Below are 25,275 nucleotides of genomic sequence, written 5' to 3' on the forward strand. Positions count from 1 at the left end.
TTTTATCTGCTTGATTCTCGCAAGCGGAAAAACGATGGTTTTTGAATGCAGTTGACCCAGCACACCGATTTCGGCCTGCGCCTGCTGATCGTGCTCGCGCGCAAGGACGGGGCGGTCAGCCTGCCCGCGTTCTCCGCGCAGCAGGGCCTGAGCTATCACCACGTCGCAAAGGTCGCGCAAGCGCTGGTACAGGCAGGCTTTGCCATGTCGCAGCGCGGGCGCAGCGGCGGCATCGCGCTCGCCCGCCCCGCGCACCAGATCACCGTGGGCGAAGTGGTGCGCAAGCTCGAACGCGGCCTGCGCCTTGCTGATTGCGCCACCTGCGCCCTGCGTGAAGATTGCGCGCTGAGCAGCGTGCTGGCCGAAGCGCTCGAAGCCTTCCTCGCCGTGCTGGACCGTTACACGCTGGCCGATGTCTCGCGCGAAGGCGTCGCTGCCTTCGCACCGTGGGCCACCCTGCCCCCTGCCCTGACCTGCGCGGTTACGGAGCCTTCCTGAGCGCCGCCACGCAGGCCGCGCGATCAACGTCACGCCCATCGCCACGCCTTGCATCGACGTACGTTGCAGTCGGCTTGCCGCCACTGGCAGGTGGGTAGAGATAGACGTCGAGGATGCAGGCTGTCCCCGACCATTGCATCTTGCGCGCGTCGTCCTCGATCACGTCGAGACGCGGCGTGCCGAAGGTGCGGCCAAGCTGCAGCGCGTCAGACCCGATCACGCCTTCAAGGCCGGGGATCATCTGCACTTGCGCGACAGGCTTGCCCACGGGCGCAGGGCGCGGAACCGTGGTGCGGACCGGCGCTGTCGGCGCAGAGCGCACGACCGGGGTCTTGCCGCCCGCTGGCAGCCCTCCCCCGCCGCACGAGGCAAGGAGGAGAGCGAGAAGCGGAATGGCGGCAGCGCGGAATGTCACCGCGCGGGGATGCCCCGCCAGCACCGCCGGGTCAACCGCAGGCGGCGCGATACGGCGCACAGGCCAAGCGTTCTGACGCACCCTTCCTGCTCTTGCTGCAACGCGGCATAGCGGCTAGGCCATCGCGCAATTGCCCAAGATACGGAGCCTGTCCCGCATGTCCGAACCGCTTTACGACGTCATCGCCATCGGCAACGCCATCGTCGACGTGATGGCCCCCTGCGATGATGCGGACATCGAGCGGCTCGGCCTCGCCAAGGGCGGCATGACGCTGGTCGACACCGACCGTGCCAAGGAACTCTACGACGCCATGGGCCCCGCGCGTGAAATCTCGGGCGGTTCGGCGGCCAACACGCTGGCAGGCCTTGCCGCGCTCGGCGCGAAGTGCGGCTTCATCGGCCAGGTGGCGGACGACCAGCTCGGCGAAGTCTTCGCGCACGACATCCGCGCAGGCGGCATCGCTTTCGAGACCCCGTCGCGCACAGACGAACCGCCAACGGCGCGCTGCCTGATCTTCGTCACCCCCGATGGCCAGCGCACGATGAACACCTTCCTCGGCGCCTCGCAGTTCCTGCCTGCCGAAGCGCTTGACGACGCTACCATCGCTGCGGCCAGCGTACTCTATCTCGAAGGCTATCTGTGGGACCCGGAAGAGCCGCGCAAGGCCATGCGCCGCGCCATTGCCGCTGCGCGCAATGCCGGCCGCAAGGTGGCCTTCACCCTGTCCGACGCTTTCGTGATCTCGCGCCATGGCGATGATTTCCGCGCACTGATCGAAGCGGGCGAGATCGACATCCTCTTCGCCAACGAACACGAACTCGCCGCCCTCACCGGCATCGAGGACTTCCACGCAGGCCTCGAACAGCTCGCCGCCAAGGTGCCCACGGTCGTCGTCACCCGCAGCGAAAACGGCGCCCACGCGGTCAGCCACGGCGAACACGCCCAGGTTCCCGCCGAGCCCATCGACAAGGTGGTCGACACCACCGGCGCAGGCGACCTCTTCGCCGCAGGCTTCCTCTACGGCTACGTCCGCGGGCGACCGCTTGCGGAGAGCCTGACGCTGGGCGCCATCTGCGCCGCAGAAATCATCTCCCACTACGGCGCCCGCCCCGAGGCCGACCTGCAGGACTTGGTGGCCAAGCGCCTGGGCTGATCTCATTCCAACCACCAACCCGCACCACCCGTCACCCCGGCGAAGGCCGGGGCCCATGACGCCGGTGTCCGGCTCGACGGCGAGGTAATGGCCCCCGGCCTGCGCCGGGGTGACGTTGGTTGAAAGGTTGAGCAGTACGCGATGCTCAACACCTAACGCAGTGCGGTTGAGCATCGGGTATCAACAGAGTTGCGAACAGGATCGCACAAACCGCCAGAGCAAGGACAACTCCGGCAATGAGTTGTTGCCTGACAGCCCGCCCATGAAGGTCTGTAGCCTTGTAAGTGATAACCCTCGCTATCATGAAAATGATCGCGTCTGGTAGACCGAAGAACAGTAAGTCGCCTTTCGTCGCTGGCGTTTGGGAGGAGGGCGAAACGAGGAGCGCGATGTTGAAAGTCGCCGCTACGAGCAACGCCCTTCTGGGCCACCGTTCGCCCGCATAATCTTGAGCAATTTTTGCAAAGAACCATAGCGGCACTGCCGCACAGGCGATGCGATATGTCGTCCAGAATGAGACGCCTGCTTGCTCTTCGAGAAAAATACCGAAAGCAACGAAAGTGGCAACGCCGCCAAGCCCTATCGCCGCACGCTTCAGGCTCTCCTTCATGATCTATCCACCACTCGTCCGCCTTCTCACCGCCCCATGAACGCCTCGATTTCCGCCACCGTGCGCGGGATGCCGGTGCTCAGGCGTTCGCAGCCCGTGGGGGTGACGAGGTAGAGGTCCTCGATGCGGATGCCCTGGTTCATCTGCTGGTTGTAGAGCCCCGGTTCGATGGTGATCACCGCGCCTGCCGGGATCGGCTTGGCATAGTCGCCCGCGTCATGGACATCGAGGCCGACGAAGTGTCCGAGGCCGTGGGTGAACTCGTCAATCCGGCCTGCCTTGCGGAACAGGGCATAGACCGCCTCGGTCATGTCCTCGTGAATGACGCCCGGTTTCAACAGCTTGGCCGCAGCATCCTGGGCCGCCATGACCAGCTCGTAGTCCGCCCGCTGCTGCGCTGTGAACTTGCCCGAGGCGGGGAAGGTGCGGGTAATGTCGCAGGCATAAGTGCCGACGCTGGCCGCAGCATCGATCAGCACGAGGTCCTGTGCGCCGATCACGGCATTGCCATGGGCATAGTGCAGCGAGGCGGCGTTGCGGCCGGTGGCGACGATCGAATCGTAGGACAGGCCCTCGCCCCCGCCCTGCCGGAACCCGTCCTCCAGCACCGCGGTCAGCTGGCGCTCGGTCATGCCGGGGCGCACCGCCTTCATCGCGGCGAGGTGGCCAGCTTGCGTCGAGCTGAGCGCCCGGCGCATCAGCTCCAGCTCGCGCGGTTCCTTGACGGTGCGCAGGGCGGGGAGGAGGGCGCTCTGGTCCTTCAGGGTGCAACCGGGGACGCGGGCCATCACCCGGCCGTAAAGCTCCATCGCGGGCGGAACCGGGGCCGAGGCGCTGGCGATCGGGCCCATGAAGTGCAGCGTCCGGCTGCGCGCGGCGAGTTGGGTGACGAGGCCATCGAGCCCTGAAATGCGCCTGACCCGCTGAATTCCCGTGCGTTGTTCGATCACCGAGCCCAGCGGCAGGCGCTCGACGTCCCAGCGCTCGGTCTCGATATCGCGCGAGGGGAGCAGCAGGAACTCGCGGTAGGTCCGCTCTGCAGGGGCCAGCACCAGCACCGCGCCGGGTTCGTCGACGATTCCGGTCAACCACGCAAAATCGCCCGACTGATAGAACGGTGGGCTCACCGGGCCGCTCGACCGGTCGCGCTCGGCGCCATGGATCACCGCCACGCCATCCTTCAGCGACGCCATCAGCTTCGCCCGCCGCTCGCGATAGACCTCGGGCGCGAAGGGGGTGGTGCCCGACGGGGTGGCGAAGCCGGGGGGTGGGAGGACTTGCGCGCGGATCGAGATCGAGAGCGATGCGGTCGCGGCGGCAGCTCCGGCGAGGAGGGAGCGGCGGGTCATGGTCATGGCGGAATCCCCTTTTCGAAGGGGAAGCCTAGATGGTTTCACGTGAAATGGGAATCACCTGCGCGTGCATGGACGGCGTGCGCGCGAGTTGTGCCTTTGCCCGAGAGAGTTGGGGGGGAGTTGGGGGAGAGTTGCCGTTCTGCCCCCGAGAGTTGGAAACGTCCTTAGGCCTGCTGGATGTAGACCCGCATCGCGTCCGCCTCGGCCTCGATCTTGTCGAGCCGGTGCTTCACCAGGTCCCCGATCGAGACGAAGGCGACCATGCGATTTCCTTCTACTACAGGGAGATGGCGGAAGCGGCGCTGGGTCATCAGGGCGAGGGCCTCCATCACCGAAGTCTGCGGGGATACGGTCACGACCGGCGCGGTCATCATGTCGCGCACCTTCATGTGCAGCGCCGCCTCGCCATGCTTGTGCAGGCAGCGGATCATGTCGCGTTCGGAGAAGATGCCGGCAACGCCGCTCTCCCCATCGCTGACGGGCAGGGCGCCGATGCGGTGGTGGGCGAGCATGTCGATCGCGTCCGAGACTTGCGCGTCGGCATCGACGCTCCACACTTCGCCCCGGCCTTGAATCACGTGCGCAATCGTCATGGCATCCTCCTTCGTGATGCGGCCGATGCGCCTTCGGGCGTCTTTGCCGACCGCCTGATCTCCCATAGGGATCATGCCATCTTGGCGGCCATTGTCAAAGCCGTTGCCACCACCACTTACGATCGGCAAAGGACCGCAGACGATGGCCGGACACTCTCCTCTCGATGATCCTGAAAACGCTCGATTTGCCTGGGCGCGATACTGGCTGATCATGCGCTGGATGGCGCTGTTCAGCACCGCTGTCGTCGGGGTTGTTCTCTCCGTTCTTTACCTCCAGATCGGCATGATCTCGATCCACCTGTTCATCGCCTCGGCGCTGGGCGTCTGGCTGACGATCATGCTGATGGCGGCATTGATGGGGCTGGTGTTCCTCTCCAGCGGGACGGGCCACGACGAATCAATCGAGGACCGGCTGGAGGACGAGCGGAATCGCTGATGATCGGACGTTGAGGTTGGCGCGCTTAGTCCCTATCTTGTCGGAATGAGCGAAACACAGGTCACCCTAGCCCCCAGCGCCGCCGCGCGCGTTGCCACGATTGCCGCCAAGCAGTCAAAGCCCGCGATCCTGCGGCTTTCGGTGGAAGGCGGCGGCTGTTCGGGCTTCCAGTACAAGTTCGGCCTTGCCGACGCCCCCGAGGACGGTGACCTGATTGCCGAGACCGACGGAGTCCGGCTGGTGGTCGACGAGGTCAGCCTCGGCCTGCTCGAAGGCAGCGTGGTGGAATACGTCGAATCGCTGGGCGGCGCGGCCTTTCGGGTGAGCAATCCGCAGGCGGCATCAGGGTGCGGTTGCGGCGCTTCGTTCGCCATATGATCAAAGTCGCATCGTTCAATATCAACGGGATCAAGGCCCGTCTGCCGCGTCTGCTCGAATGGCTTGAGGAAACTCGGCCCTCGGTTGCATGCCTGCAGGAGATCAAAACACAGGACGAGGGGTTCCCGGCGGCCGAGTTCGAGAAGATCGGCTATCACGCGATCTGGCACGGGCAGAAGGGCTTCAACGGCGTGGCAATTCTGGCCGATGGGCAGGCACCGGTCGAAGTGCAGCGCGGGCTGGCGGGCGAGCCCGAGGACGAGCATTCGCGCTATCTCGAGGCCGATGTTTTCGGCATTCGCGTGGTGTGTATCTATCTGCCCAACGGCAATCCGCAGCCGGGGCCGAAGTTCGATTATAAGCTGCGCTGGATGGAACGCCTGCGCCAGCGCATGGCGCAAATCACCGCCGAGGACGTACCCGCCGTGGTGATCGGCGATTACAACGTGATCCCTGAGGACAAGGATACCTTCTCGGTCAAGGCGATGGCCGACGATGCGCTGATGCAGCCCGAATCGCGCGACGCCTATCGCCGTCTGCTCAACGACGGCTGGACCGACGCGATCGACACGTTCAATCCGCAGGGCGGGGTGTGGACGTTCTGGGACTATCAGGCCGGTGCCTGGCAGCGTGACCACGGCTTCCGCATCGACCACGCACTGCTTTCGCCCGAGCTGGCCGACCGGCTGTTGGCAGCAGGCGTCGACAAGGAATATCGCGGCCGCGAAAAGGCCAGTGACCATGCACCGATCTGGGTGCAGTTGCAGACCTAACCGTTCGTCGCACGCGGTGAACGGTTCGCAGAAACGCTGATGGCTTGCGCGTATGACTGTGCAGGGCGTCACCACACATTCAGGCGACTCGGTGCAAGGCCGACGCCAGACAAGATCGTGAAAGCCAAAACCGATGGGCCTGTTCAAGCCTGATTTCTTCCGCGCGCTGGCCTTCGGGTTCCTGATGGGCGCTGCCGTCATGGGCATCAGCTCGGGTACGACCGCGCTGGCGACCCCCGATACCGAACAGGCGTCGCACTAAGATGCGCCGCCCGCTCCTGACCGCACTCATGGCGGTGGGAGTTCTGACCGCATCGTGCCAGCAACCCGCGCAGGCCGAAGGTGCGGTGTCCACCCCCGCAGCGGCGGTGCAGGCCAATGAAGCGCCGGGCAAGAAAGTGGCCGTCTTCGCAGGCGGCTGCTTCTGGGGCATTGAAGCAGTGTTCAGCCATCTGAAGGGCGTGAGCAGCGTCGTTTCTGGCTATCACGGCGGAGCGCAGAAGACCGCGATTTATGATGTCGTGGGCTCGGGCAATACCGGACACGCAGAAGCGGTGCGGGTGACCTACGATCCCGCCAAGATCCGTTACGACCAGTTGCTGCGGGTGTTCTTCGCGGTTGGCGCGGATCCGACTCAGCTGAACTATCAAGGTCCCGATCACGGCACGCAGTACCGCAATGCGCTGGTGCCGATGGACAAGGAGCAGGCGCGGGTGGCGGCGGCCTATCTGGGTCAGCTGAGGAAGTCGGGCCTGTGGAAGCAGCCGATCGTGACGGCGGTGGAATCCTACAAGGCGTTCTATCCGGCCGAGGCCTATCATCAGGACTTTGCCGACCGGAATCCCGACCACGGCTATATCCGGCGCTGGGACGCGCCCAAGGTGGCGGCGCTGAAGAAGCTGTTTCCCGATCTCTACAAGCCGACGTTCACGCGGAACTGATTTGCGCCTTTGCGCAGGCGTGCCTATCTAGGAACGATGTCCGGGCACAATCATCACGACTTTGCAGGCGACAGGCTGATCGAGGCCGCGCGCGATGCGCTCACCGCGTCCGGCGAGCAGTGGACCGAGATGCGCGCCGACGTGTTCGAGGCGCTGGCCGAGCGCGAGAAGCCGGCATCGGCCTATGACATTGCCGAAAGCGTGGGCACGCGGCGGGGCAAGCGCGTCGCGGCCAATTCGGTCTATCGCATCCTCGACCTGTTCGTGCGCACCAATCTTGCGCGGCGGGTGGAGAGCGCCAACGCCTATGTGGCCAACAGCCATCCCGGCTGCCGCCACGACTGCATCTTCCTGATCTGCGACTTGTGCGGCACTGCCGTGCACATCGACGACGACAGCCTGACCGGAGCGCTGCGCAAGGCCGCGCAGGACGCGGGCTTTGCCGAAGTGCGCCCGGTGGTCGAGATTCGCGGTCATTGCGCGGAGTGCGCCAGCGGGGAATAAGGTGCCTGACGGGGGGAGGGCCGCATGAACGATCTGAGCGAAGAGGCGCGACATCTGCCGAGCAGACGGCAATTTGCGGCGGTCATTTCCGGAAATGCGCTGGAATTCTACGATTTCCTGAGCTTCAGCTTCTTTGCCGCCAATGTCTCGCGGGTGATGTTTCCGGCGGGCGTTCCGGGCAGCGCGTTGCTGCTGACGCTGATGACGGCGGGCGCGGGGTTCGGCGCAAGGCCGCTGGGTGCGATCCTGTTTGGCCTTCTGGGCGACAAGCTGGGTCGCCGACCGACCATGCTGGCAACTTTCGCGCTGATGGGCCTGAGCGCCATCGGGCTCGCCCTGACGCCAAGCTATGCGACGATCGGCGTGTGGGCGCCGATCCTTGTCGTTGCCTTCCGCCTGTTGCAGGGCCTTGCCGCCGGGGGTGATGTCGGGCCGACCACGGCTTTCCTTGCCGAAAGCGCGCCGCCCGAAAAGCGCGGGCTGTTGATCGCGCTGCAACTTGTCGCCATGCGCATCGGCGTGCTGGCGAGCGGTATGGTGGGGCTGGTGCTGGCGAGCCTGCTGACGCCGGAGCAGCTCGATGCCTTCGGCTGGCGCATCGCCTTCGGCATTGGCGCGGCCATCGTACCGCTGGCCTTTGCACTGCGGCGGCGGCTGGACGAGACGCTGCATCTGCCCGAAACCGGGCCAAACGTGGTGACCGAGCTTGATGTGCGGGCCTATGTGGTGGCGCTGATCGGGGTGACGGGGTTCCTGCTGGCAGGCGCTGCCGGGGATTACCTGTTCGTCTATGCGACGACGTTCCTCAAGATTCCGGTGACCAACGGCTATCTGCTGCAGATGGCGGCAGCGGGGACGCAGATCGTGGGGCTGCTGTTCGGCGGATGGCTGGGCGACCGGATCGGGCGGCGTCAGGTCATGCTGGGCACTTCGGCGCTGGCCGCACTGGTTTCGCTGCCGCTGTTCCGCTGGGGCATTGCCGAGGCTTCGCTGGCGCAGCTGGCCCCAGCTGCGGCACTGCTGTTGCTGATGGCGACGATTTCGGCGGCTGTGGCTTATGCCTCATTCGTCGAGATTACGCCCAAGCGCCACCGCGCCGGGCTGGTCGGCATTGGTTATGGCGTGATCGTGGCGGTCACGTTCGGGGTGACGCCGGTGCTGCTGACGCGGCACATTTCAGCCACAGGCGATCTTGCAGCGCCGGGATATGCCTTTGTGCTGGCGGCGGTACTGCTGGTGGTTTCGGCCTTGCTGACGCAGGGGCGTGCGGCACCGACCATGGGGAAGGGTCAACCTGCATGATCATGTTCGACAGCACAGAAGCATCGGTGTAAGGGCGGTTGGATGAGTTCAGAACCGGCAACGCCGCTGCTAGACACGGTCGATACCCCTGAGGATCTTCGCAAGCTCGCGCCTTCGCAGCTTCGCCAGCTTTCGGACGAGCTTCGTGCCGAGATGATATCCGCCGTCGGATCGACGGGCGGGCATCTCGGATCGGGGCTTGGCGTGGTCGAGCTGACCGTGGCGATCCACTATGTGTTCAATACGCCGCAGGACAAGCTGGTGTGGGACGTGGGCCACCAGGCCTATCCGCACAAGATCATCACCGGGCGGCGTGATCGCATCCGCACGCTGCGGCAGGGCGGGGGTCTTTCGGGCTTCACCAAGCGCAGCGAGAGTGAATACGATCCGTTCGGCACGGCGCATTCGAGCACGTCGATTTCGGCCGCACTGGGCTTTGCCATCGCCAACAAGCTCTCTGACCGGCCCGGCAAGGGCATCGCGGTGATCGGCGACGGCGCGATGAGCGCAGGGATGGCCTACGAGGCGATGAACAATGCAGGGCTTGCGGGCAACCGGCTCGTGGTGATCCTCAACGATAACGACATGTCGATTGCGCCGCCGGTTGGCGGGCTTTCGGCCTATCTCGCGCGGCTGGTGTCGTCGCGCCAGTTTCTGGGTCTGCGCGAGATCGCGCGCAAGCTTTCGCGCAAGCTGCCGCGTCCGCTGCACACGGCGGCGCGCAAGACCGACGAGTTCGCGCGCGGCATGGCGATGGGCGGCACGCTGTTCGAGGAGCTGGGCTTCTATTACGTCGGGCCGCTCGACGGGCACAACATCGACCAGCTGATCCCGGTGCTGGAGAACGTGCGCGATGCGGCCGAAGGGCCGTGCCTCGTTCACGTGGTGACGCAGAAGGGCAAGGGCTATGGCCCGGCCGAGCAGGCGGCGGACAAGTACCACGGCGTGCAGAAGTTCGACGTGGTGACCGGCGAGCAGGTCAAGGCCACGCCGGGTGCGCCGGCCTACCAGAACGTGTTTGGCGAGACGCTGGCGAAGCTGGCGGACAGCGATCCCACTATCTGCGCGATCACGGCGGCGATGCCCAGCGGCACCGGCGTCGACAAGTTTGCCAAGGCGCACCCGACACGCACGTTCGACGTCGGCATTGCCGAGCAGCATGCGGTGACCTTTGCGGCAGGCCTTGCGGCAGAGGGCATGCGCCCGTTCTGCGCGATCTATTCGACCTTCCTGCAGCGCGCGTTCGATCAGGTCGTGCACGACGTGGCGATCCAGAACCTGCCGGTCCGCTTTGCGATTGACCGCGCCGGGCTGGTGGGGGCTGACGGGGCGACGCACGCGGGCTCGTTCGACGTTACTTATCTTGCCACACTGCCGAATATGGTGGTGATGGCGGCGGCCGACGAGGCGGAGCTGGTCCACATGACCTACACCGCCGCAAAGCATGACAGCGGCCCGATTGCGTTCCGCTATCCGCGCGGCAATGGCACCGGCGTTGCGCTGCCGGAGGAGCCGGAATTGCTGGAGATCGGCAAGGGGCGCATCGTGCGTTCGGGCAGCAAGGTGGCGCTGCTATCGCTCGGCACGCGTCTGGCAGAGGCACTGAAGGCGGCGGACCAGCTGGAGGCCAAGGGGCTTTCTACCACGGTGGCAGACCTGCGCTTTGCCAAGCCGCTCGACACCGACCTGATCCGCCAGCTGATGGCGACCCACGAGGTCGTGGTGACGATCGAGGAAGGATCGATCGGCGGACTTGGCGCACACGTGCTGACCATGGCGAGCGACGAGGGTCTGACCGATGCGGGCCTCAAGATTCGCACCATGCGCCTGCCTGACGTATTTCAGGACCATGACTCGCCGGACAAGCAATACGACACGGCTGGGCTCAATGCGCCGCATATCGTCGATACGGTGCTGAAAGCACTGCGGCACAACTCTGCGGGTGTGAGCGAGGCGCGGGCCTGACCGCGCGCCTGCGGGCGTTGCGCTAGATCAGGTCAGCCACAGCCACAGGCCGGCAGGGATGCCGAACAGGTGGTAGTGGATCCAGGTGGCGATGAACCACACGAGGAAGGCGATAAGCAGGATCGTGTGAAGCCGCAGCAGTTCGCCGAACTTGGGCCAGAACGTGGTGCGGCGCTGCCAGGGTCCGAACTCGCGCTTGTTGCCGGCGACCTTGCGCTTGTCCTGAAAGTGCGAGCCGACCAGCGCCAGGAGGATGATGCCGGTCATCAGCACCAGCACGCGAGCCGAAGGTGCAGCGATCATGTGGCCGAGCGCCCAGATAGCGATGCCCCACATCATCGGATGCCGCGTCACGCGGAACACGCCGACGGGAATCACCGTGCCAAGCCCCGCGGCCGTCTTGCCGGGCAGGGCAGGGTTGCGCGCGAAGGACGGGATGAGCAGCGCAAGCCCGGTAAGGGTCAGCAGGCTGGCCAGCGCCCACGGCACTGGCGCCATGCCGTTCCATGCCTGCCAATCGGCATCGGTCCGGTCGAAAACGACGACGGCCCAGGCCAAGGTCCCGATCGACACCAGCGAATACAGCAGGAGGAAGCCCTGGGCCCCGAGTCTTGAAACGAGCGGTTGCCTGAGCGGACCGGACATCGCGAAATGCGTAAACACGAACGCGGCTGTCGCGATGACGAGGTGTATCAAATCTGCATCCATCTCCGCCCCCCTGCTGCGCCTCGAATGGCGCGGGCATTTATATTGATTAACATCCCTTCTAGCTTTTGTAACAAATCTGACAACAGATGCCTTCAGGGTTAGGCCAATAATCCGAAGGTGGAAATTTGTTCCCGAACGCCTTCAGGTCACCCCATGCATAAGCTTCCTGAGCGGAATCGCTATGACCAGAAGCACAGCACCAATGCCCACCGATATCCAGCCAATCGTCGTGAACACGCCGACGTAGGTATCAAGGCTGACCTTGAGGTTGGTAACCTGACCGCCGACCGTTTCGACGCTGGCGACCTGCGCGACCATACCCGCGACGTACTGGGCGACGGCAATCGACAGGAACCACACGCCCATCATCATGCCGACGATGCGGGCCATGGACAGCTTGGTGATCATCGACAGGCCGACCGGCGAAATGCACAGCTCTGCCATCGAATGAACCAGGTAGAGCCCGGCAAGCCAGACGAGGCCGACCTTGAACTGCGCGTCGGCGAACTGCGAGCCCCAGACCAGCAGGAGAAAACCGCCGCCCACGCCCATCAGGGCGAGCGCGAACTTGACCGGGATCGACGGCTCCACGCCGCGCCGAGCCATGCCATTCCACATCACGCTGAACAGCGGGGCCAGCGTGACGATGAACAGCGCGTTGAAGATCTGCGTCTGGCCTGCGGGCATGACATAGACTTCTTCGCTGCCGAAGCCCTGGCTGCGGGCATAGACCATGCCGAAGAAGCCTGCGAGCATGACCACGCCGAAGCCGAGCGTCATCTTGCGCTTCGTTTCGGGAGCTTCGCCATTGCCGAAGAACCATGCGAGCGCCAAGCCCAGCCCGCCCAGCAACAGGGCGAAGAACACATAATAGCTGGCAGGCGTTGAACGGAACATCGCGAAGAGCGGGCGCGTCCACGCGATCTCGAGCTGGGTGTTGCGCTCTGCAAAGAGGGTGAGCGAGGAGCCGGCCTGTTCGAACAGGGTCCAGAACACGGTGTTGAACACGATCAGCACCATGGCGGCGACCATCATCTGGAATTCGACCCGGTTGCCCGCCGCCAACGCCCAGATCAGGATGCCGGGGATCGCGATCAGGAACGTGCCGAACATCAGCTTGCCCATGATCGGCAGGCCGAGGAAGTAGCCGACGAGGCCTTCGCCAGCTTCGGGCGGGACATAGGCCATGAGATTGGTGAACAGGAAGAAGAACAGCGGCACGCAGACCAGCGCCGCGCCATAGATCAGCCAGTCCTTGCGCGGATCGGCACCGGCCGGGCGCTCGCCATATCCGTCGAGCCTGCCGCCATCGAACTGGAACAGTATCCATGAGAAGGTCATGCCGATGGCGGCAAGGCCGAAGCCGGCCCACCAGCCCACGCTTTCGGCCAGGATCGGGCAGAAGAACTGCGAGATCAGCGAGCCGAGGTTGATGCCCATGTAGAAGATGGTGAACCCGGCATCGCGTCGCCGGTCGCCCTCGGCATAGAGCGTGCCGACAATGGTCGAGATGTTGGGCTTGAAGAAGCCGTTGCCCACCGTGACGAGCGAGAGGCCGATCAGCAGGATGGCGATGTGGAACGAGGAGCGTTCGCCGTCGGACTGGAACGCGCCGGGGGCAATGCGCTTGGCTTCGCTGCCGTCAACCGCCTTGAGCGAGACCGACTTGTCGTCGTTGCCGACGATTTCAAGCTTCTGGCCGCCCATCTCGATCGAGCGCAACTCGCTGCCGTTCGCCTCGCTGACCGTCACGTCATAGCGCTGGCCTTCGATCACGGCATAGGGCTTGGCCGCATCGCCGCCGAAGCAGAGCATGAAATAGCCGATCGCCATCAGGATCGCGCCGAACTTCACCGAGCGCTTCGAGCCGAGATAGCGGTCGGCGATCAGGCCGCCGATCAGCGGGGTGAGATAGACCAGCGCAGTGAAGCCGCCGTATATGCCGGTGCTGGTGGTATCGTTGAACAGGAAATGCTTGGCGAGATAGAGCGTCAGGATCGCCCGCATCCCGTAATAGCCGAAGCGTTCCCACATCTCGGTGGTGAACAGGCGCTTGAGTTGCGCAGGATGGCCGAACCACTCGCCGGTCGCGGGGGTTCGTGCGGGATTCGTGTCGATCTGGGCCATGCGGGCGAGCGTTCTCGTCGTTATCCGGTTTACGGGTCGGGTTCGTGCAAAGCAGCCGCGCCTCTCCCGCGCGGCAGGACTTTCGCCTTAGTGGCACGATCCCGCATGGCAAGAAACTATTTTCAATCGCAACCGGTTGACCTTGATGGCGCGATGGAAGCGGGCAGGGAGCGAGGTCATTGTGTCATGCGGTGAGGTTGTGGGCCACGGCCTTCGCCGGGGCGACGGTTGAAGTAAGACTCCCAATTGCAGCCTCATCCCGGCGAAGGCCGGGATCCACGCGTATTCGGGCTGCGCGCTGTTGTGCGCTTCGCTGTATTATGGCAGTGCATCACCATGACCCAGGCCAACCGTCCCGTATATCTGCGCCTGCGCGACGAAATCTGCGCCGCCATCCTCGACGGGCGACATCCGGAAGGCGAAATGCTGCCCTCGGTGCGCGCCTTTGCCGTGGAGCAGGGAGCCAATCCCTTGACCGTGGCGAAGGCCTACCAGCAGTTCCAGGACGAAGGGCTGGTGGTGGTGCAGCGGGGCGTCGGGATGTTCGTCGCCCCCGGTGCCGTCGAGGCGCTTCGCCGCCGCGAGCGGGAACAGTTCCTGCAGGAAGAGTGGCCGATGGTTGCCGCCCGGATGCGGCGATTGGGTCTGAAACTGTCGGACCTTGAGGCAGACGCTACGGAAATGGCCTGAAACGGTCCATTTTTGGCCTCATTGCGTAATATGAAACGATTGTCATGCCGGTTCCGGCGTGGCAGGATCACTTCTCGCGTCCTTACGGGGGTTGGGGCGCTGGGATCGTCAATAATGGGGGGCGTCCGCAAGGTCGCCTGGCGGAGGGATTACATGATCAGATCGGAGCTGCTGCAGGCACTCACCAAAGAGAGCCCGGGAATGCGCAGCGAAGAAATCGAACGCGTCGTCGACGTGTTCTTCGATGAAATTGCCAAGCGGCTGGCCGAAGGCGGCCGTGTCGAACTGCGCGGCTTCGGTGCCTTCTCAACGCGAGAACGCGATGCCCGCAAGGGCCGCAACCCGCGCACCGGCGAAACCGTCGAGGTGCCGGGCAAGCGCGTGCCCTATTTCAAGGCTGGCAAGGAAATGCGCCAGCGCCTGAATGCGGACTGATTTGCGCTGATTGATCTGCCGAGTGGATGATTGAGGCCTGCGGCTGTTCGGCTGCGGGCCTTGTTCTGCTTGCGTCTTGCCGAAAGAGGACGGAGAGGTCGCGCTGCAACAGTCGTTGCAGCGCCGTTGCTGCTGTGGCAGGCGCGCGGCAGCTTCAGCGCGGGCAAAGTCGCGCAGGCGATGCGGACGTGGCGGAATGGTAGACGCCGGGGACTTAAAATCCCTTGATCCTTGATCGTGCGGGTTCGAGTCCCGCCGTCCGCACCAATGCTGTCGTCTTCGTTGCGAAGTCTTGGGCGATTCTTCGGGCCAAGCAGATCCCGGCCCAAAGCCAAGTCACGTGAAGTCACAGAACGTGACGATTAACTTACAGCACTGTAAAATATTAAATTATTGCGGCGGTTTGCTTGGTAACCCGGCGGTAGGACTTACGCATTTATACTGCACCCGCTCGGGATTTGCGTGCGTCCCGGCGCTTGGTCGACGAAGAGTCGATTTCAGCGAGCACGCAAGGGGAAACGGGCTTGGCCCAGGCAGACGACGATCAGGTGCCAACGGCGCAAGGCCGTGACGCGGAACAGCGCGCTGCGCCGCGCTTTACGCTGCTGATCCGTGCCGCCAAGCTGATCGCCGACGGCGAGAGCGAGTTCCTTTGCGTGATCCGCGATGCCTCTGCGTCCGGCCTCAAGATCCGCCTGTTCAATGCCCTTCCGCCGCACCGGGAGCTGGCGATCGAGATGAGCAATGGCGATCGATATCCGGTGGAGCAGATCTGGAGCGAAGGCGAATACGCGGGCTTTCGCTTTACCGGCGATGTCGACATCGAACGCCTGCTTGACGAAAGCCATGGCACATTTCCCAAGCGACAGGTCCGTTTGCGCATTCATCTCGATGCGATTCTTCACTCTGGCGGCGAGGCCGTGCGGGTATCGTTTCAGGACATTTCGCAGCAGGGCGCCTGCATCGAGAGCGATAAGTGGCTGCTGATGAACGAGCTGGTCCGGCTCGAGACCGGCGTCATGCAGCCGATCTACGCCAAGGTGCGGTGGCGCAGCCATCCGCGCTATGGTGTGCTGTTCGAGCAGACCTTCAAGCTTGACGAACTGGCACACCTGACTGCGTCGCTGCAGCCTACGGACCAGCCCGACGCCCCGCGCGGACCCCGTTCGGAATCCGGAGTCTCGGGTCCAGGGAATGAAAGCTTCAAGGGCGAACGCTTCGGGCGTCCGTGATTTGCAGACGGCCTGATTCGCGGACGACCTGATTCGCAGAAGGCCTGATTCGTCAGGGGTCCTGGCCAGATCGCGAGGGACCCGGGCGATTTCGCGAAACCGCAGACGCTCGTTAACCATCCTTTATCCAATTTCCTTCACCTCTGGTCATGCGAACAGCGCTTCAGACGGGGGTTTTGATGGTTAACGGGACGATTCGCGCAAAGGGTGCGACGGATGCAGGCTCAAGCCGCAAGGTTGACGTTGCGATCATTGGCGCAGGGCCTGCTGGCCTGACCGCCGGCTACCTCCTGACCAAGCGCGGCTTCACGGTGGCGATCATCGAGAAGGACCAGACCTACGTCGGCGGGATCAGCCGCACCGTGGAGCATGAAGGCTACCGCTTCGATATCGGCGGGCACCGTTTCTTCTCCAAGTCGCAGCAGGTGGTCGACCTGTGGAACGAGATCCTGCCCGACGACTTCATCCAGCGTCCGCGGATGAGCCGCATTTATTACGAGGGCAAGTTCTACTCCTATCCGCTGCGCGCGTTCGAAGCCTTGTGGAACCTTGGCCTTGTGCGTTCGACGCTGTGCATGGCGAGCTTTGCCAAGGCCAAGACGTTCCCGAACAAGAAGGTCAAGAGCTTCGAGGACTGGACTGTCAACCAGTTCGGGCAGAAGCTCTATTCGATCTTCTTCAAGACCTATACCGAGAAGGTCTGGGGCATGCCCTGCGACGAGATGAGCGCCGACTGGGCGGCGCAGCGCATCAAGGGGCTTTCGTTGTGGGGTGCGGTGACCGACGGCCTCAAGCGCAGCCTCGGGCTCAACAAGCGCCCGAACGACGGGATGCAGACCAAGACCCTGCTCGAAACCTTCCGCTATCCGCGCCTCGGGCCCGGCATGATGTGGGATGCTGCGCGCGACAAGATCGTCGCCAGCGGCAAGGGCGAAGTGCTGATGGGCCATGCCTTCAAGCAGCTGGCTGCCGACGGTGAGGGCGGCTGGCGCCTGTCTGCGACCGGCCCGGACGGCGACGTGGTGATCGAGGCAGGCCATGCAATCAGTTCGGCACCGATGCGCGAGCTGGCAGCACGCCTGCACCCGCTTCCGGCAACGACGCTCGAGGCGAGCCGTCTCAAGTACCGCGACTTCCTGACCGTCGCGCTCAAGATCCGCTCGGAAGAACTGTTCCCGGACAACTGGATCTACATTCACGACAGCAAGGTGAAAGTCGGCCGCATCCAGAACTTCCGCTCTTGGTCGCCCGAAATGGTGCCCGACGAGAGCGTGGCCTGCGTCGGTCTCGAATACTTCTGCTTTGAGGGCGACGATCTGTGGGATTCCTCGGACGACGATCTGGTCGAACTCGCCAAGAAGGAAATGGCGATCCTCGGACTCGTCAGTCCCGAGAAGGTGATCGGCGGCGTGGTGGTGCGTCAGGAGAAGGCCTACCCGGTCTATGACGACGAATATGCCGCCAACGTGGCCACGATGCGCAGCGAACTCGAAGCGCGCCATCCGACCCTGCACATGGTCGGCCGCAACGGCATGCACCGGTACAACAACCAGGATCATGCAATGATGACCGCGATGCTGACGGTGGAGAACATCGCCGCCGGTGCCCGCGTCTATGACACCTGGTGCGTGAACGAGGACGCCGAGTACCACGAGGCCGGCAACGAGGGGGCCGAGCAGTCGATCCCGGCCCGCGCCGCGCTGAGCGAGGACCAAGCCGCAGCGCTTGCATCGGTGCGCGACGTGCCCGAGCGGATTGCGCCTGCAAAGGCCGCCTGAACGCAAGTCTGGACCGCCAAATGACCGGGATGATCCTGCCGATGATCGATCGTCTGCGCCGTGTGATGCTCTTGCGCTACCTGCTCGCCAGCGTCGGCGCGCTGGCGGTGGACATGGGCTCGTTCCTTGCGCTGCTGGCGATGGGGACCGCTCCCGTCATCGCTTCGGCGAGCGGATATTCGCTTGGCATCGTGGCGCATTGGTTGCTGTCGAGCCGCGCGGTGTTTACCGACTCGGTTGCCGCCGAGCGTGGAGCGCGCAACCGCCAGAAGGCGCTGTTCGTCGGCTCGGCGCTCGTGGGGCTGGCGCTGACCACGCTGATTGTCGGGGCGGGTACTGCGATGGGGCTTGATTCGCGTATTTCCAAGCTGGTCGCCATCGGCGCGAGCTTCACCGCGACATGGCTGCTCAGGAAACGGGTCGTCTTTCAGTGATGCACAGCATTTCCGGCCCACCGCCGGGAGAACGCCGCGCTAGCCTGCCGTTGACCGGCGTGCTTGTGGCATGGATTGCGGTCGCCGCGCTGATGCTGCTGGTGAGCGGCGGCAGGCTGACGCCGGCTGCCTTCGTCGACGGCGACGACGCCTTGCGTTTGCAGCAGGTGCGCGATCTGCTGGCGGGGCAGGGCTGGTTCGACCTGCACCAGTACCGCATCGCGCCGCCCGAGGGCGTGGCAATGCACTGGACCCGCGTGGTGGACCTGCCGATTGCAGCGGTGATCCTGCTGCTGCGGCCCTTCATCGGCACTGCACAGGCCGAAATCTGCGCGATCGTGATCGTGCCTCTTCTGAGCCTGCTGGCCGCGATGGCGCTGGCGGCGCGACTGGCGGCGCGGCAGTTCGGGCGCAATGTGGGTATCGTGGCGACCCTGCTGGTCGCTGCCGCCGTACCAGCATCGTTTCGCATGATGCCGCTGCGCATCGACCATCACGCCTGGCAGTTCGTGTTGGCGCTCGTCGCGCTCAATGGCCTGGCCGCGCGCGTGCCGAAGAGCGGCGGGGCGGTGGCTGGCCTCGCGCTTGCATTGGCACTGTCGATCTCGCTCGAATCCCTGCCGCTGACGGTCATCGTGGCGGCGGTTTGCACGCTGCGCCTGTTGCGGGGGCAGGGCGACTGGCTGGTTGCCTATATGGCGAGCCTTGCGCTGGGCAGCGTGGCGCTGTTCCTTGGCACCCGGGGCTTGAGCGACCTTGCCCAGCATTGCGATGCGCTGTCGCCGGTGCACGTGGCCGTGCTGGTGTGGACCGGCGCCGGATGCGCCCTGATCCTGCCACGCCTGCGCAATCGTCCGCCGATGCTGAGTCTGGCGACGCTGGCTCTGCTCGGGCTCGGCGCGATAGCGATAGCGGGACTTGCTGCGCCGCAATGCCTTTCGGGCGATGCCTTTGCCGAACTTGATCCGCTGGTCCGCAAGGTCTGGCTGGGCTCGGTGCGCGAGGGATTGCCGGTCTGGCGGCAGGGACTGGTGCTTGGAGGGACCATGGTGCTAGTGCCTCTCATCGGCCTTGTGGCGTGCTGGCGGCTTTGGCGGGGCAGCCGCGATGCGGCCACGCGTGACTGGTGGCTGGACATGGGGCTGCTGCTGGCCGGCGCTATGCTGGTGGGCGTGATGGTGGCGCGCGCCTCGGGCGTCGCCTGCCTGTTCGCGGCCGTGCCTGCGGCGTGGCAGCTAGAGGACTTGTTCTTGCGCTGGCAGGCCGATCGTCTGTTATGGCGGCGCCTTGCACGCGTGGGCGGCATGATCGCACTACTTCTGCCGGGCGGTGTGATCGGCATGGGCCAAGCCATCATTGCTCCGCCCGAGGCGACGACACGGCCATCGACACAGGCTTGCGATTTTCAGGCGCTGGTTCCGGCCATGGCGTCCATGCCGCGCGCAACCGTGCTTGCCGGGCTGGACATCGGGCCGACGCTGCTGGTGACCACCGGGCACACGGTCATTGCCACGGCTCACCATCGTGCGAGCGCCGCGATGCGCGATGAACTCGTTGCCTTCCTCGGCCCGGACATGGGTGCGCGGGCAGTGATGGCCAGGCGCGGGGCGACGCTGGTGGCGGTCTGCGCTGCGGGAAGCGAATCCCGTGTCTATGCGCACCTCGCCCCGGACGGGTTCATGGCACACCTGATAGAGGGCAAGGTGCCTGAGTGGCTGGAGCCCGTGCCGGTTCCGGCGCAGAGCGGGGTCAAGGTCTGGCGGGTACGCGCACCCTGATCAGGAGGTGAGAGCGCGATAGCGCTCCGTGAAGGGCGTCAGGTGGTCGCGATAGGCCTCCGCTGCGCCGATGGCTCCTGTATTGATCGGCTCGCGCACCTGCATCACGCTGGCGGTGGACACGATGCGCTTGGTTTCGTGAGGACGGAACACCTGCGGCTCGGGCGCCAGACCGCAGTGGTCCAGAATCCGGGGAATCTGCGTCTCGGGCGTGCGGACCAGTTCCTGATAGTCCACGACGAGGATGCGCTCCGGGAACATCCGCGACCAGTGGTGGAACAACTGGTCTTCAAGCGCGAAGTGGGTGGCGATGTCCTCGAGCTTCCACGACCAGTCGAGACCCTGGATGAAATAGGTGCGGAATGCCGACCAGGCACAGTCCACCGGGTCACGCCGCAGCCAGATTACCGGGGCCTGTGGCAGCAGTGCAGCGATCAGGCCCATGAAGCGGCTGGTGTTGAGCGCCTTGTCGACGTAGCGACCGGCCTTGCCGAAACGCTCCTGTCCGAGGTGGAGATAGAGCGCGGCAAGATCATCGGCCTTGCCGCCCTTGCCGAGGTAGTTCTTGAGACCAGCGCCGGAAAGCGAAGGCAGATCACGGCTGACGATCGCCATGCGGCCCAGTTCCTCACCACCTGAAACGGCCGAATGGCTGACCAGGATCTGTTCGACCAGAGTGGTGCCCGAGCGCGGCAGGCCGGTGACGAAGATGGGCTGGCTGGTGTCGATCGTGACCTGGCGGTTTACGCCTGCGACGAACTCAAAGTCGAAGCCTTCACGGCACAGATCGACTTCGCGCGCATCTGCCTTGGCATCATAGGGGCGCCATCCCGGCACGAGGGCGGCGCCTGCGCTGAAATGGCGGAATGCGGCCTGGGCCTCCCCGCGGTCGAAATGGACGCGTCCGGCGGCGTAGTGGAAATGGGCACGCTCTAACGCAGGTGCGCCCGACATGCGCGATTCCGCTGTGAGAATACGGTCGCCGACAGGGTCTCCGCTCTTGCGCTTTCGTGCCGCAGCGAGCGCAAGCATTGCCTGACCCAGTGCAGGATTGGCGTCGAGCGCGGCAAGGAGAAGATCTTCGGCTTCCTGCGTCCGTCCGAGATTCACCGCAATGGTGCCGCGAATGTAGCGGTTGCCGGGAACGTCCGGGACCGCCGGGGGCACTTTTTCCATTACCGCCCAGGCCTGTTCCAGACGGCCGGTCTGGGCGAGCATGGCTGCCCGAAGAAAGGCGGCCTGAGGATCGCCTCGGCGATGGTTGGCGTAGTTCTGCATGGCCGCGTTGGCGGCGGAGATCTCGCCGTTGGTCTGCATGACCCGGGCGATGGAGTGCCACTTGTCGCCCAGCGGCGCGCGGCCGGCAATCAGGGCGAACGCTGCAGAATTGGCATCGCGCCGACTGTTGGATTCCAGCGCTGCAACGAAGCGGCGCAACTGGGTGACGGCTTCGTCTTGGGTCATGGCGATCAGGGACATCCGCAGGTGCTACAGCATGGGCACGGGCAAAAGAATAGGTCGCGTACCGCAGACAAAAAGAAGGGGCGACCGAAGCCGCCCCTTCCCATTTTGCTCGAGACTTCGTTCCAGATCAGAAGTTCACGCCGAACTGGAAGCGGAAGTAGCGCGGCTGCTGGTACGACAGCGGGGTGCCGTAGTCGCCGCGCGGACGACCGTTGCCCTGGGTGCCGACTTCGCGAAGGTCGAGGACGTTCTTCTGGTTGAAGACGTTGAACACGTCCACGCGGAAGGTGGCTTCGACCGCATCGGTGGGCAGCGTGAACACGGCCGACAGGTTGGTGAAGATGTTCCAGTCCGACTTCAGCTGCGAACCACGCGGGGTCAGCTGCAGCGACGTGCTAGTTGCGCCGTTCGAGAAGCCCTTGAACGCCGGGTTGGTGATCACGTTGCCGTCAGCGTCGAGGTTGCAGTAGAAACCTGCAGCGCCGTAGGCACCCGCATAAGGATCGATGCTGCGCGGCACGCGACCGATACAGCCGAACTTGCGCGGTGCGATCGCCTGGAACTGCGCACCGAGCGTCAGCCAGTCGGCAATCTTGTACGAGCCGAACACCTTGAACTTGTGACGCGAATCGTTCGGCAGGTAGCCATAGGCGCCGTTGACGAGACCCGGCTGGTCGAACGCGGTGGTCAGGCCGGAGTCGGTCTGGCCGTTGTCCGAACGGATACCGCCTTCGATGTTACCTTCCGACTTCGACCAGGTGTACGAACCCGAAAGGCTCCATACGCCGTCGAATTCGCGGTCGAAGGTGAAGGTGATTGCCTTGTAGGTGCGCTTTGCACGCGGATAGCCCAGGTCAGCCGCGGAGAAGTTGATCGTGCGGAGAGTGGATTCACCGTTGACCGGGTCCGACAGGGTGATCGTGGCATCGCGACCCGGGTTCGCCAGAACGTACTGGTGGAAGCCGGACCAGATCGGGCTGCCCGAGGCCGTGGTGCAATCGATGTTGTTGTCGTCGCAGTACTTGTTGACGGCAGCGTCGATTGCGATGTCTTCGAGCGAGTCGTTCAGCTTGCGGTACTGGCCAAACAGACCGAGGCGGATACGGCTGCCGATCTGCTGTTCGACGCCGAACACGAACTCGTCAACCGACTGCGGACGCAGGCTCTTCGAGACGGTGGCTTCCGTGGGAGTGGCCACGCCGTCAGAGATGATGTCGCAGTTGCGGATGCTGTTGTCCGGGCAGGTGGTGGCATCGGCAAAGCCGAGCACCGGAGCACCGAGGATCGGCGTGCCGTCGGGGTTCACGCCGTTGACATAGTTGTAACGGGTGTAGTCGAGTTCCGCGCCAGCAAGGCGGATGTTGGTGTTGGCAACGATCGGCAGGAAGTAACGGCCATACGAACCGTAGACCTTCGTGCGCTTGTCACCGAACGGGTCGAGAGCGAACGACAGGCGCGGAGCCCACTGGTTGCCCGACTTGTAGTAGGTGACGCCGTTCACGTTGTTGTTCGAGAAGCGGTCGTTGCGAACGCCCAGGTTGAGCTGGAGACGGTTGTCGAACAGCGACCAGCTGTCCTGCAGGTAGAATGCCTCGTTCTTCGACTTGAACACGCCACCGTTGATGAACGTACGGCCCGTCACGTAGAGCGTGTTCGGGGTCGAAACGTACACGTCGCCGCTCGGACCCGAGTTCACGTACGTGTAGAACACGTTGCCGGTGTAGCTGCTGGTCGAATCCGTGGTCAGGTTTTCGCGGTCGTAACCACCCTTGAAGTGGTGCTCGCCCATCAGGTTGACGAACAGTTCGGCGTCCGCACGGTAGAACTCGCGGGTGTCGAGGTTGGTTTCGACCACGTTGACCGGGTTGCCGGAAAGCGCGGGGCTGAAGTTACCCGAAGTATCCGAGATACCGGGATAGTTCGGCTGCGTCGAACCAGTGATCTGGCGGTTCTTGTTCTTGCCGTATGCGCCCGAGATCGTGAGGAAGTCGGTCAGCTGGCCGGTGTAACGGGCAACGTAGTTCTCGCCGCCGTCTTCAAGCTGCGCCGTGCTCTGGTAAGCGCCGCGAACCGGAGCGCCGAGGTCGTCACGCGTGTCGTAACCACCGCCGTTTTCGTCGGTGATCCCGTAGGAGTTGCGCAGGGTCTTGGTGGTCGAGTTGAAGTAGGTGAACTCGATGCGGTGACCGTCAAACGGCAGGAAGTCGATCTTGCCGCCGTAGAACGGGGTCTTGGTCGTGTCCTGAAGGCGACGCAGGCCGGTGCTGTAGGGCTGGACCTGAAGGCGGTCGGCCGGATCGGCGCTGTTGGGATCGTCAATCGTGGTATTCGGGTTGACGGTCAGCAGCGTATCGCCCGACTTGATGTAGTTCGTCTGGTAGAAACCGTAGAAGAACAGGCGGTCCTTGATGATCGGGCCCGAGAGGCTGAAGATCGCCTGCTGGGTTTCGCGGGTGTCCTGATCGTTACGGTCGATGAGGGTGTTCGGACGGTCTTCGGTCAGGCTGTCGGGCTGCCAGTTGAACAGCACGCCGCCGTGGAACTGGTTCGAACCCGACTTGGTGATCGCATTGATGAAGCCGCCGGTGAAGCGACCGAATTCTGCCGGGACGCCACCGTTCTTGACTTCGACGGTCTGGTAGAACTCGAACGGAACCGCAACCGAGCCGAGGCCTTCGCGGAAGTCGGTGATGTTCAGGCCGTTGACGAAGAAAGTGTTTTCGGAAACCGACGAACCCGAGATGGCTGGCAGGTTGCCGAATGCGCTGTCGCCCTGGCTTGTGCCGGGAGCGAGCAGGATGACCGAGGTCAGGTCGCGAGCGACGGGAACGCGCTCGGCAATGTCGGCGACCGAGATGACCTGGCCGGTGGTGGTGCGGTCGAAGTCCGAAACGCGGATGCGCTGACCGGTAACGACGATCGAACCGTCAGCCGAAGTGGTGCCGGCACCGGTGCGAACCAGGCGGAACGAGTTGCCGCCTTCGGACTGGGTGATGCGGACGGCGGGGTCGCTGAAGGTCTGGTAGCCCTCGGCCGTGATCGTGAAGGTGTAGGTGCCCTGCGGCAGGGTCGGGATGCGGTAGCCACCAGCCGAATCGGTGGTCACCGAACGGGTGAAGCCCTGATCGTTCGACTTGATCTCGACCGTTGCACCTGCGAGCGGAGCATCGTCCTCGCCGACGATCTGGCCGCTTGCGGTTGCGTAGGTGAAGTCCTGCGCCATGGCAGGCGCGACGAAGGCGGCCGAGCCGGCGAAACCGGCGACGACCAGCGCAAGAGGCGCGGCGCTCGCACGGAGCGCAGAGAAGGTTTTGATGTTCACGTTTCCAGTCCCTTTTGTCCTGTAGCCCACGCGCCGGTGAGGCTGTCGCAGGCACTTTCCCGTTTCACCAAACCTTGGCGACGTGCTGTTGCACATCGCGTTTGGCCCCCTGGTTGACGGGCAAGATGAGCCTGTGTGGCTGAAATGTGTCGGTCCATCAAAACACGATTGTAAGTTGTGAAATGAATTCGAAGCATGTGTAGCGAAAGTGCCACACCGCCTTTGGGGCAGGGATGTTGCCCCGCGATTCCGGCCATTTAGAGGTGATGCACGGAAATTACAGTTACCTTCGGTTCACTTGCCATTAATTTCAACGGCGACGGTTTCGGTTGAAACAACCGTGTCTTGTGAACGCTAAATGGGTTGCAGAGGATACCGGAATCG

Annotated in this window: 24 protein-coding genes and 1 tRNA gene; 17 read left to right on the forward strand and 8 right to left on the reverse strand. The window is 64.1% G+C overall.

The features are described 5' to 3' along the window. Window positions 1-45: 45 nt before the first annotated feature. Window positions 46-498, forward strand: a complete 453-nt coding sequence (locus tag ACZ1JW_RS06675) for an RrF2 family transcriptional regulator (protein WP_465142408.1) — start codon at window positions 46-48, stop codon at window positions 496-498. Here the strand turns inward: ACZ1JW_RS06675 and ACZ1JW_RS06680 are convergent. Further along, window positions 482-994, reverse strand: coding sequence for a hypothetical protein (locus ACZ1JW_RS06680; RefSeq protein WP_465142409.1), 513 nt, complete (start codon window positions 992-994; stop codon window positions 482-484). The two genes, ACZ1JW_RS06675 and ACZ1JW_RS06680, sit on opposite strands and share 17 nt — an antisense overlap. Window positions 995-1,070: 76 nt before the next feature. On the opposite strand from ACZ1JW_RS06680, the gene ACZ1JW_RS06685 reads away from it, so the two are divergent. Next, window positions 1,071-2,066, forward strand: a complete 996-nt coding sequence (locus tag ACZ1JW_RS06685; protein WP_465142410.1) for an adenosine kinase — start codon at window positions 1,071-1,073, stop codon at window positions 2,064-2,066. Between the two features lie 145 nt (window positions 2,067-2,211). On the opposite strand, the gene ACZ1JW_RS06690 is transcribed toward ACZ1JW_RS06685, so the two are convergent. From ACZ1JW_RS06690 to ACZ1JW_RS06700, 3 genes are all read right to left on the reverse strand, one after another. Beyond that, window positions 2,212-2,676 carry a hypothetical protein gene (locus tag ACZ1JW_RS06690; protein ID WP_465142411.1) on the reverse strand — a complete coding sequence of 155 codons (465 nt, stop codon included), beginning with the start codon at window positions 2,674-2,676 and terminating at the stop codon, window positions 2,212-2,214. A gap of 26 nt (window positions 2,677-2,702) precedes the next feature. After that, on the reverse strand, window positions 2,703-4,031 hold the full coding sequence (locus tag ACZ1JW_RS06695) for an aminopeptidase P family protein (RefSeq protein ID WP_465142412.1): 1,329 nt from the start codon (window positions 4,029-4,031) through the stop codon (window positions 2,703-2,705). Between the two features lie 164 nt (window positions 4,032-4,195). After that, window positions 4,196-4,624 (reverse strand): CBS domain-containing protein, encoded by a 429-nt coding sequence (locus ACZ1JW_RS06700; RefSeq protein ID WP_465142413.1) that lies wholly within the window; start codon window positions 4,622-4,624, stop codon window positions 4,196-4,198. Window positions 4,625-4,766: 142 nt separating this feature from the next. Here ACZ1JW_RS06700 and ACZ1JW_RS06705 point away from each other — a divergent pair, with 142 nt between their 5' ends. From ACZ1JW_RS06705 to dxs, 8 genes are all read left to right on the forward strand, one after another. After that, window positions 4,767-5,060, forward strand: coding sequence for a hypothetical protein (locus ACZ1JW_RS06705; RefSeq protein WP_465142414.1), 294 nt, complete (start codon window positions 4,767-4,769; stop codon window positions 5,058-5,060). Window positions 5,061-5,105: 45 nt separating this feature from the next. After that, on the forward strand, window positions 5,106-5,438 hold the full coding sequence (locus ACZ1JW_RS06710) for a HesB/IscA family protein (RefSeq protein ID WP_465124290.1): 333 nt from the start codon (window positions 5,106-5,108) through the stop codon (window positions 5,436-5,438). Continuing rightward, a complete protein-coding gene (gene xth, locus ACZ1JW_RS06715; RefSeq protein ID WP_465142415.1) occupies window positions 5,435-6,211 on the forward strand; it encodes an exodeoxyribonuclease III in 777 nt (258 codons plus the stop codon). The genes ACZ1JW_RS06710 and xth overlap by 4 nt, the downstream gene beginning before the upstream one ends. A gap of 133 nt (window positions 6,212-6,344) precedes the next feature. Further along, on the forward strand, window positions 6,345-6,473 hold the full coding sequence (locus ACZ1JW_RS06720; protein ID WP_465124288.1) for a hypothetical protein: 129 nt from the start codon (window positions 6,345-6,347) through the stop codon (window positions 6,471-6,473). A gap of 1 nt (window position 6,474) precedes the next feature. Continuing rightward, on the forward strand, window positions 6,475-7,152 hold the full coding sequence (gene msrA / locus ACZ1JW_RS06725; RefSeq protein WP_465142416.1) for a peptide-methionine (S)-S-oxide reductase MsrA: 678 nt from the start codon (window positions 6,475-6,477) through the stop codon (window positions 7,150-7,152). A 36-nt stretch (window positions 7,153-7,188) separates the two neighbouring features. After that, on the forward strand, window positions 7,189-7,656 hold the full coding sequence (locus ACZ1JW_RS06730) for a Fur family transcriptional regulator (protein ID WP_465124286.1): 468 nt from the start codon (window positions 7,189-7,191) through the stop codon (window positions 7,654-7,656). Between the two features lie 24 nt (window positions 7,657-7,680). Beyond that, on the forward strand, window positions 7,681-8,958 hold the full coding sequence (locus ACZ1JW_RS06735; protein ID WP_465142417.1) for an MFS transporter: 1,278 nt from the start codon (window positions 7,681-7,683) through the stop codon (window positions 8,956-8,958). Between the two features lie 42 nt (window positions 8,959-9,000). Beyond that, window positions 9,001-10,923 carry a 1-deoxy-D-xylulose-5-phosphate synthase gene (gene dxs, locus ACZ1JW_RS06740; protein ID WP_465124284.1) on the forward strand — a complete coding sequence of 641 codons (1,923 nt, stop codon included), beginning with the start codon at window positions 9,001-9,003 and terminating at the stop codon, window positions 10,921-10,923. A gap of 27 nt (window positions 10,924-10,950) precedes the next feature. On the opposite strand, the gene ACZ1JW_RS06745 is transcribed toward dxs, so the two are convergent. Together ACZ1JW_RS06745 and ACZ1JW_RS06750 are read right to left on the reverse strand one after the other, a co-directional pair. Then, window positions 10,951-11,631, reverse strand: a complete 681-nt coding sequence (locus ACZ1JW_RS06745; RefSeq protein WP_465142418.1) for an NnrU family protein — start codon at window positions 11,629-11,631, stop codon at window positions 10,951-10,953. 141 nt (window positions 11,632-11,772) lie between these two features. Beyond that, window positions 11,773-13,758 carry a peptide MFS transporter gene (locus ACZ1JW_RS06750; RefSeq protein WP_465142419.1) on the reverse strand — a complete coding sequence of 662 codons (1,986 nt, stop codon included), beginning with the start codon at window positions 13,756-13,758 and terminating at the stop codon, window positions 11,773-11,775. Window positions 13,759-14,094: 336 nt separating this feature from the next. Between ACZ1JW_RS06750 and ACZ1JW_RS06755 the strand changes: the two genes are divergently transcribed. The 7 genes from ACZ1JW_RS06755 to ACZ1JW_RS06785 all read left to right on the forward strand — a co-directional run bounded on the left by ACZ1JW_RS06755 (window position 14,095) and on the right by ACZ1JW_RS06785 (window position 20,105). Beyond that, the gene (locus ACZ1JW_RS06755) at window positions 14,095-14,448 is read left to right on the forward strand and encodes a GntR family transcriptional regulator (RefSeq protein WP_465142420.1); all 354 of its coding nucleotides are present in this window, start codon (window positions 14,095-14,097) and stop codon (window positions 14,446-14,448) included. A 153-nt stretch (window positions 14,449-14,601) separates the two neighbouring features. Further along, window positions 14,602-14,883, forward strand: coding sequence for an integration host factor subunit beta (locus ACZ1JW_RS06760; RefSeq protein ID WP_465124280.1), 282 nt, complete (start codon window positions 14,602-14,604; stop codon window positions 14,881-14,883). A gap of 182 nt (window positions 14,884-15,065) precedes the next feature. Further along, window positions 15,066-15,150, forward strand: a tRNA-Leu gene (locus tag ACZ1JW_RS06765). A 257-nt stretch (window positions 15,151-15,407) separates the two neighbouring features. Beyond that, a complete protein-coding gene (locus tag ACZ1JW_RS06770) occupies window positions 15,408-16,115 on the forward strand; it encodes a PilZ domain-containing protein (protein WP_465124279.1) in 708 nt (235 codons plus the stop codon). A 179-nt stretch (window positions 16,116-16,294) separates the two neighbouring features. Next, on the forward strand, window positions 16,295-17,893 hold the full coding sequence (locus tag ACZ1JW_RS06775; RefSeq protein ID WP_465142421.1) for an NAD(P)/FAD-dependent oxidoreductase: 1,599 nt from the start codon (window positions 16,295-16,297) through the stop codon (window positions 17,891-17,893). Between the two features lie 20 nt (window positions 17,894-17,913). After that, entirely contained in the window at window positions 17,914-18,327 is a 414-nt protein-coding gene (locus ACZ1JW_RS06780) for a GtrA family protein (RefSeq protein WP_465124277.1), read from the forward strand. After that, complete coding sequence (locus tag ACZ1JW_RS06785) at window positions 18,294-20,105, forward strand: hypothetical protein (RefSeq protein WP_465142422.1); 1,812 nt, start codon at window positions 18,294-18,296, stop codon at window positions 20,103-20,105. The genes ACZ1JW_RS06780 and ACZ1JW_RS06785 overlap by 34 nt, the downstream gene beginning before the upstream one ends. Here the strand turns inward: ACZ1JW_RS06785 and ACZ1JW_RS06790 are convergent, their stop codons facing one another. Next, on the reverse strand, window positions 20,106-21,584 hold the full coding sequence (locus tag ACZ1JW_RS06790; RefSeq protein WP_465142423.1) for a sulfotransferase family protein: 1,479 nt from the start codon (window positions 21,582-21,584) through the stop codon (window positions 20,106-20,108). Between the two features lie 112 nt (window positions 21,585-21,696). Further along, window positions 21,697-24,891, reverse strand: coding sequence for a TonB-dependent receptor (locus tag ACZ1JW_RS06795; protein WP_465142424.1), 3,195 nt, complete (start codon window positions 24,889-24,891; stop codon window positions 21,697-21,699). Between the last annotated feature and the right edge of the window lie 384 nt (window positions 24,892-25,275).

The sequence above is a fragment of the Novosphingobium sp. BL-A-28-Hi1-0D genome (assembly GCF_055521755.1).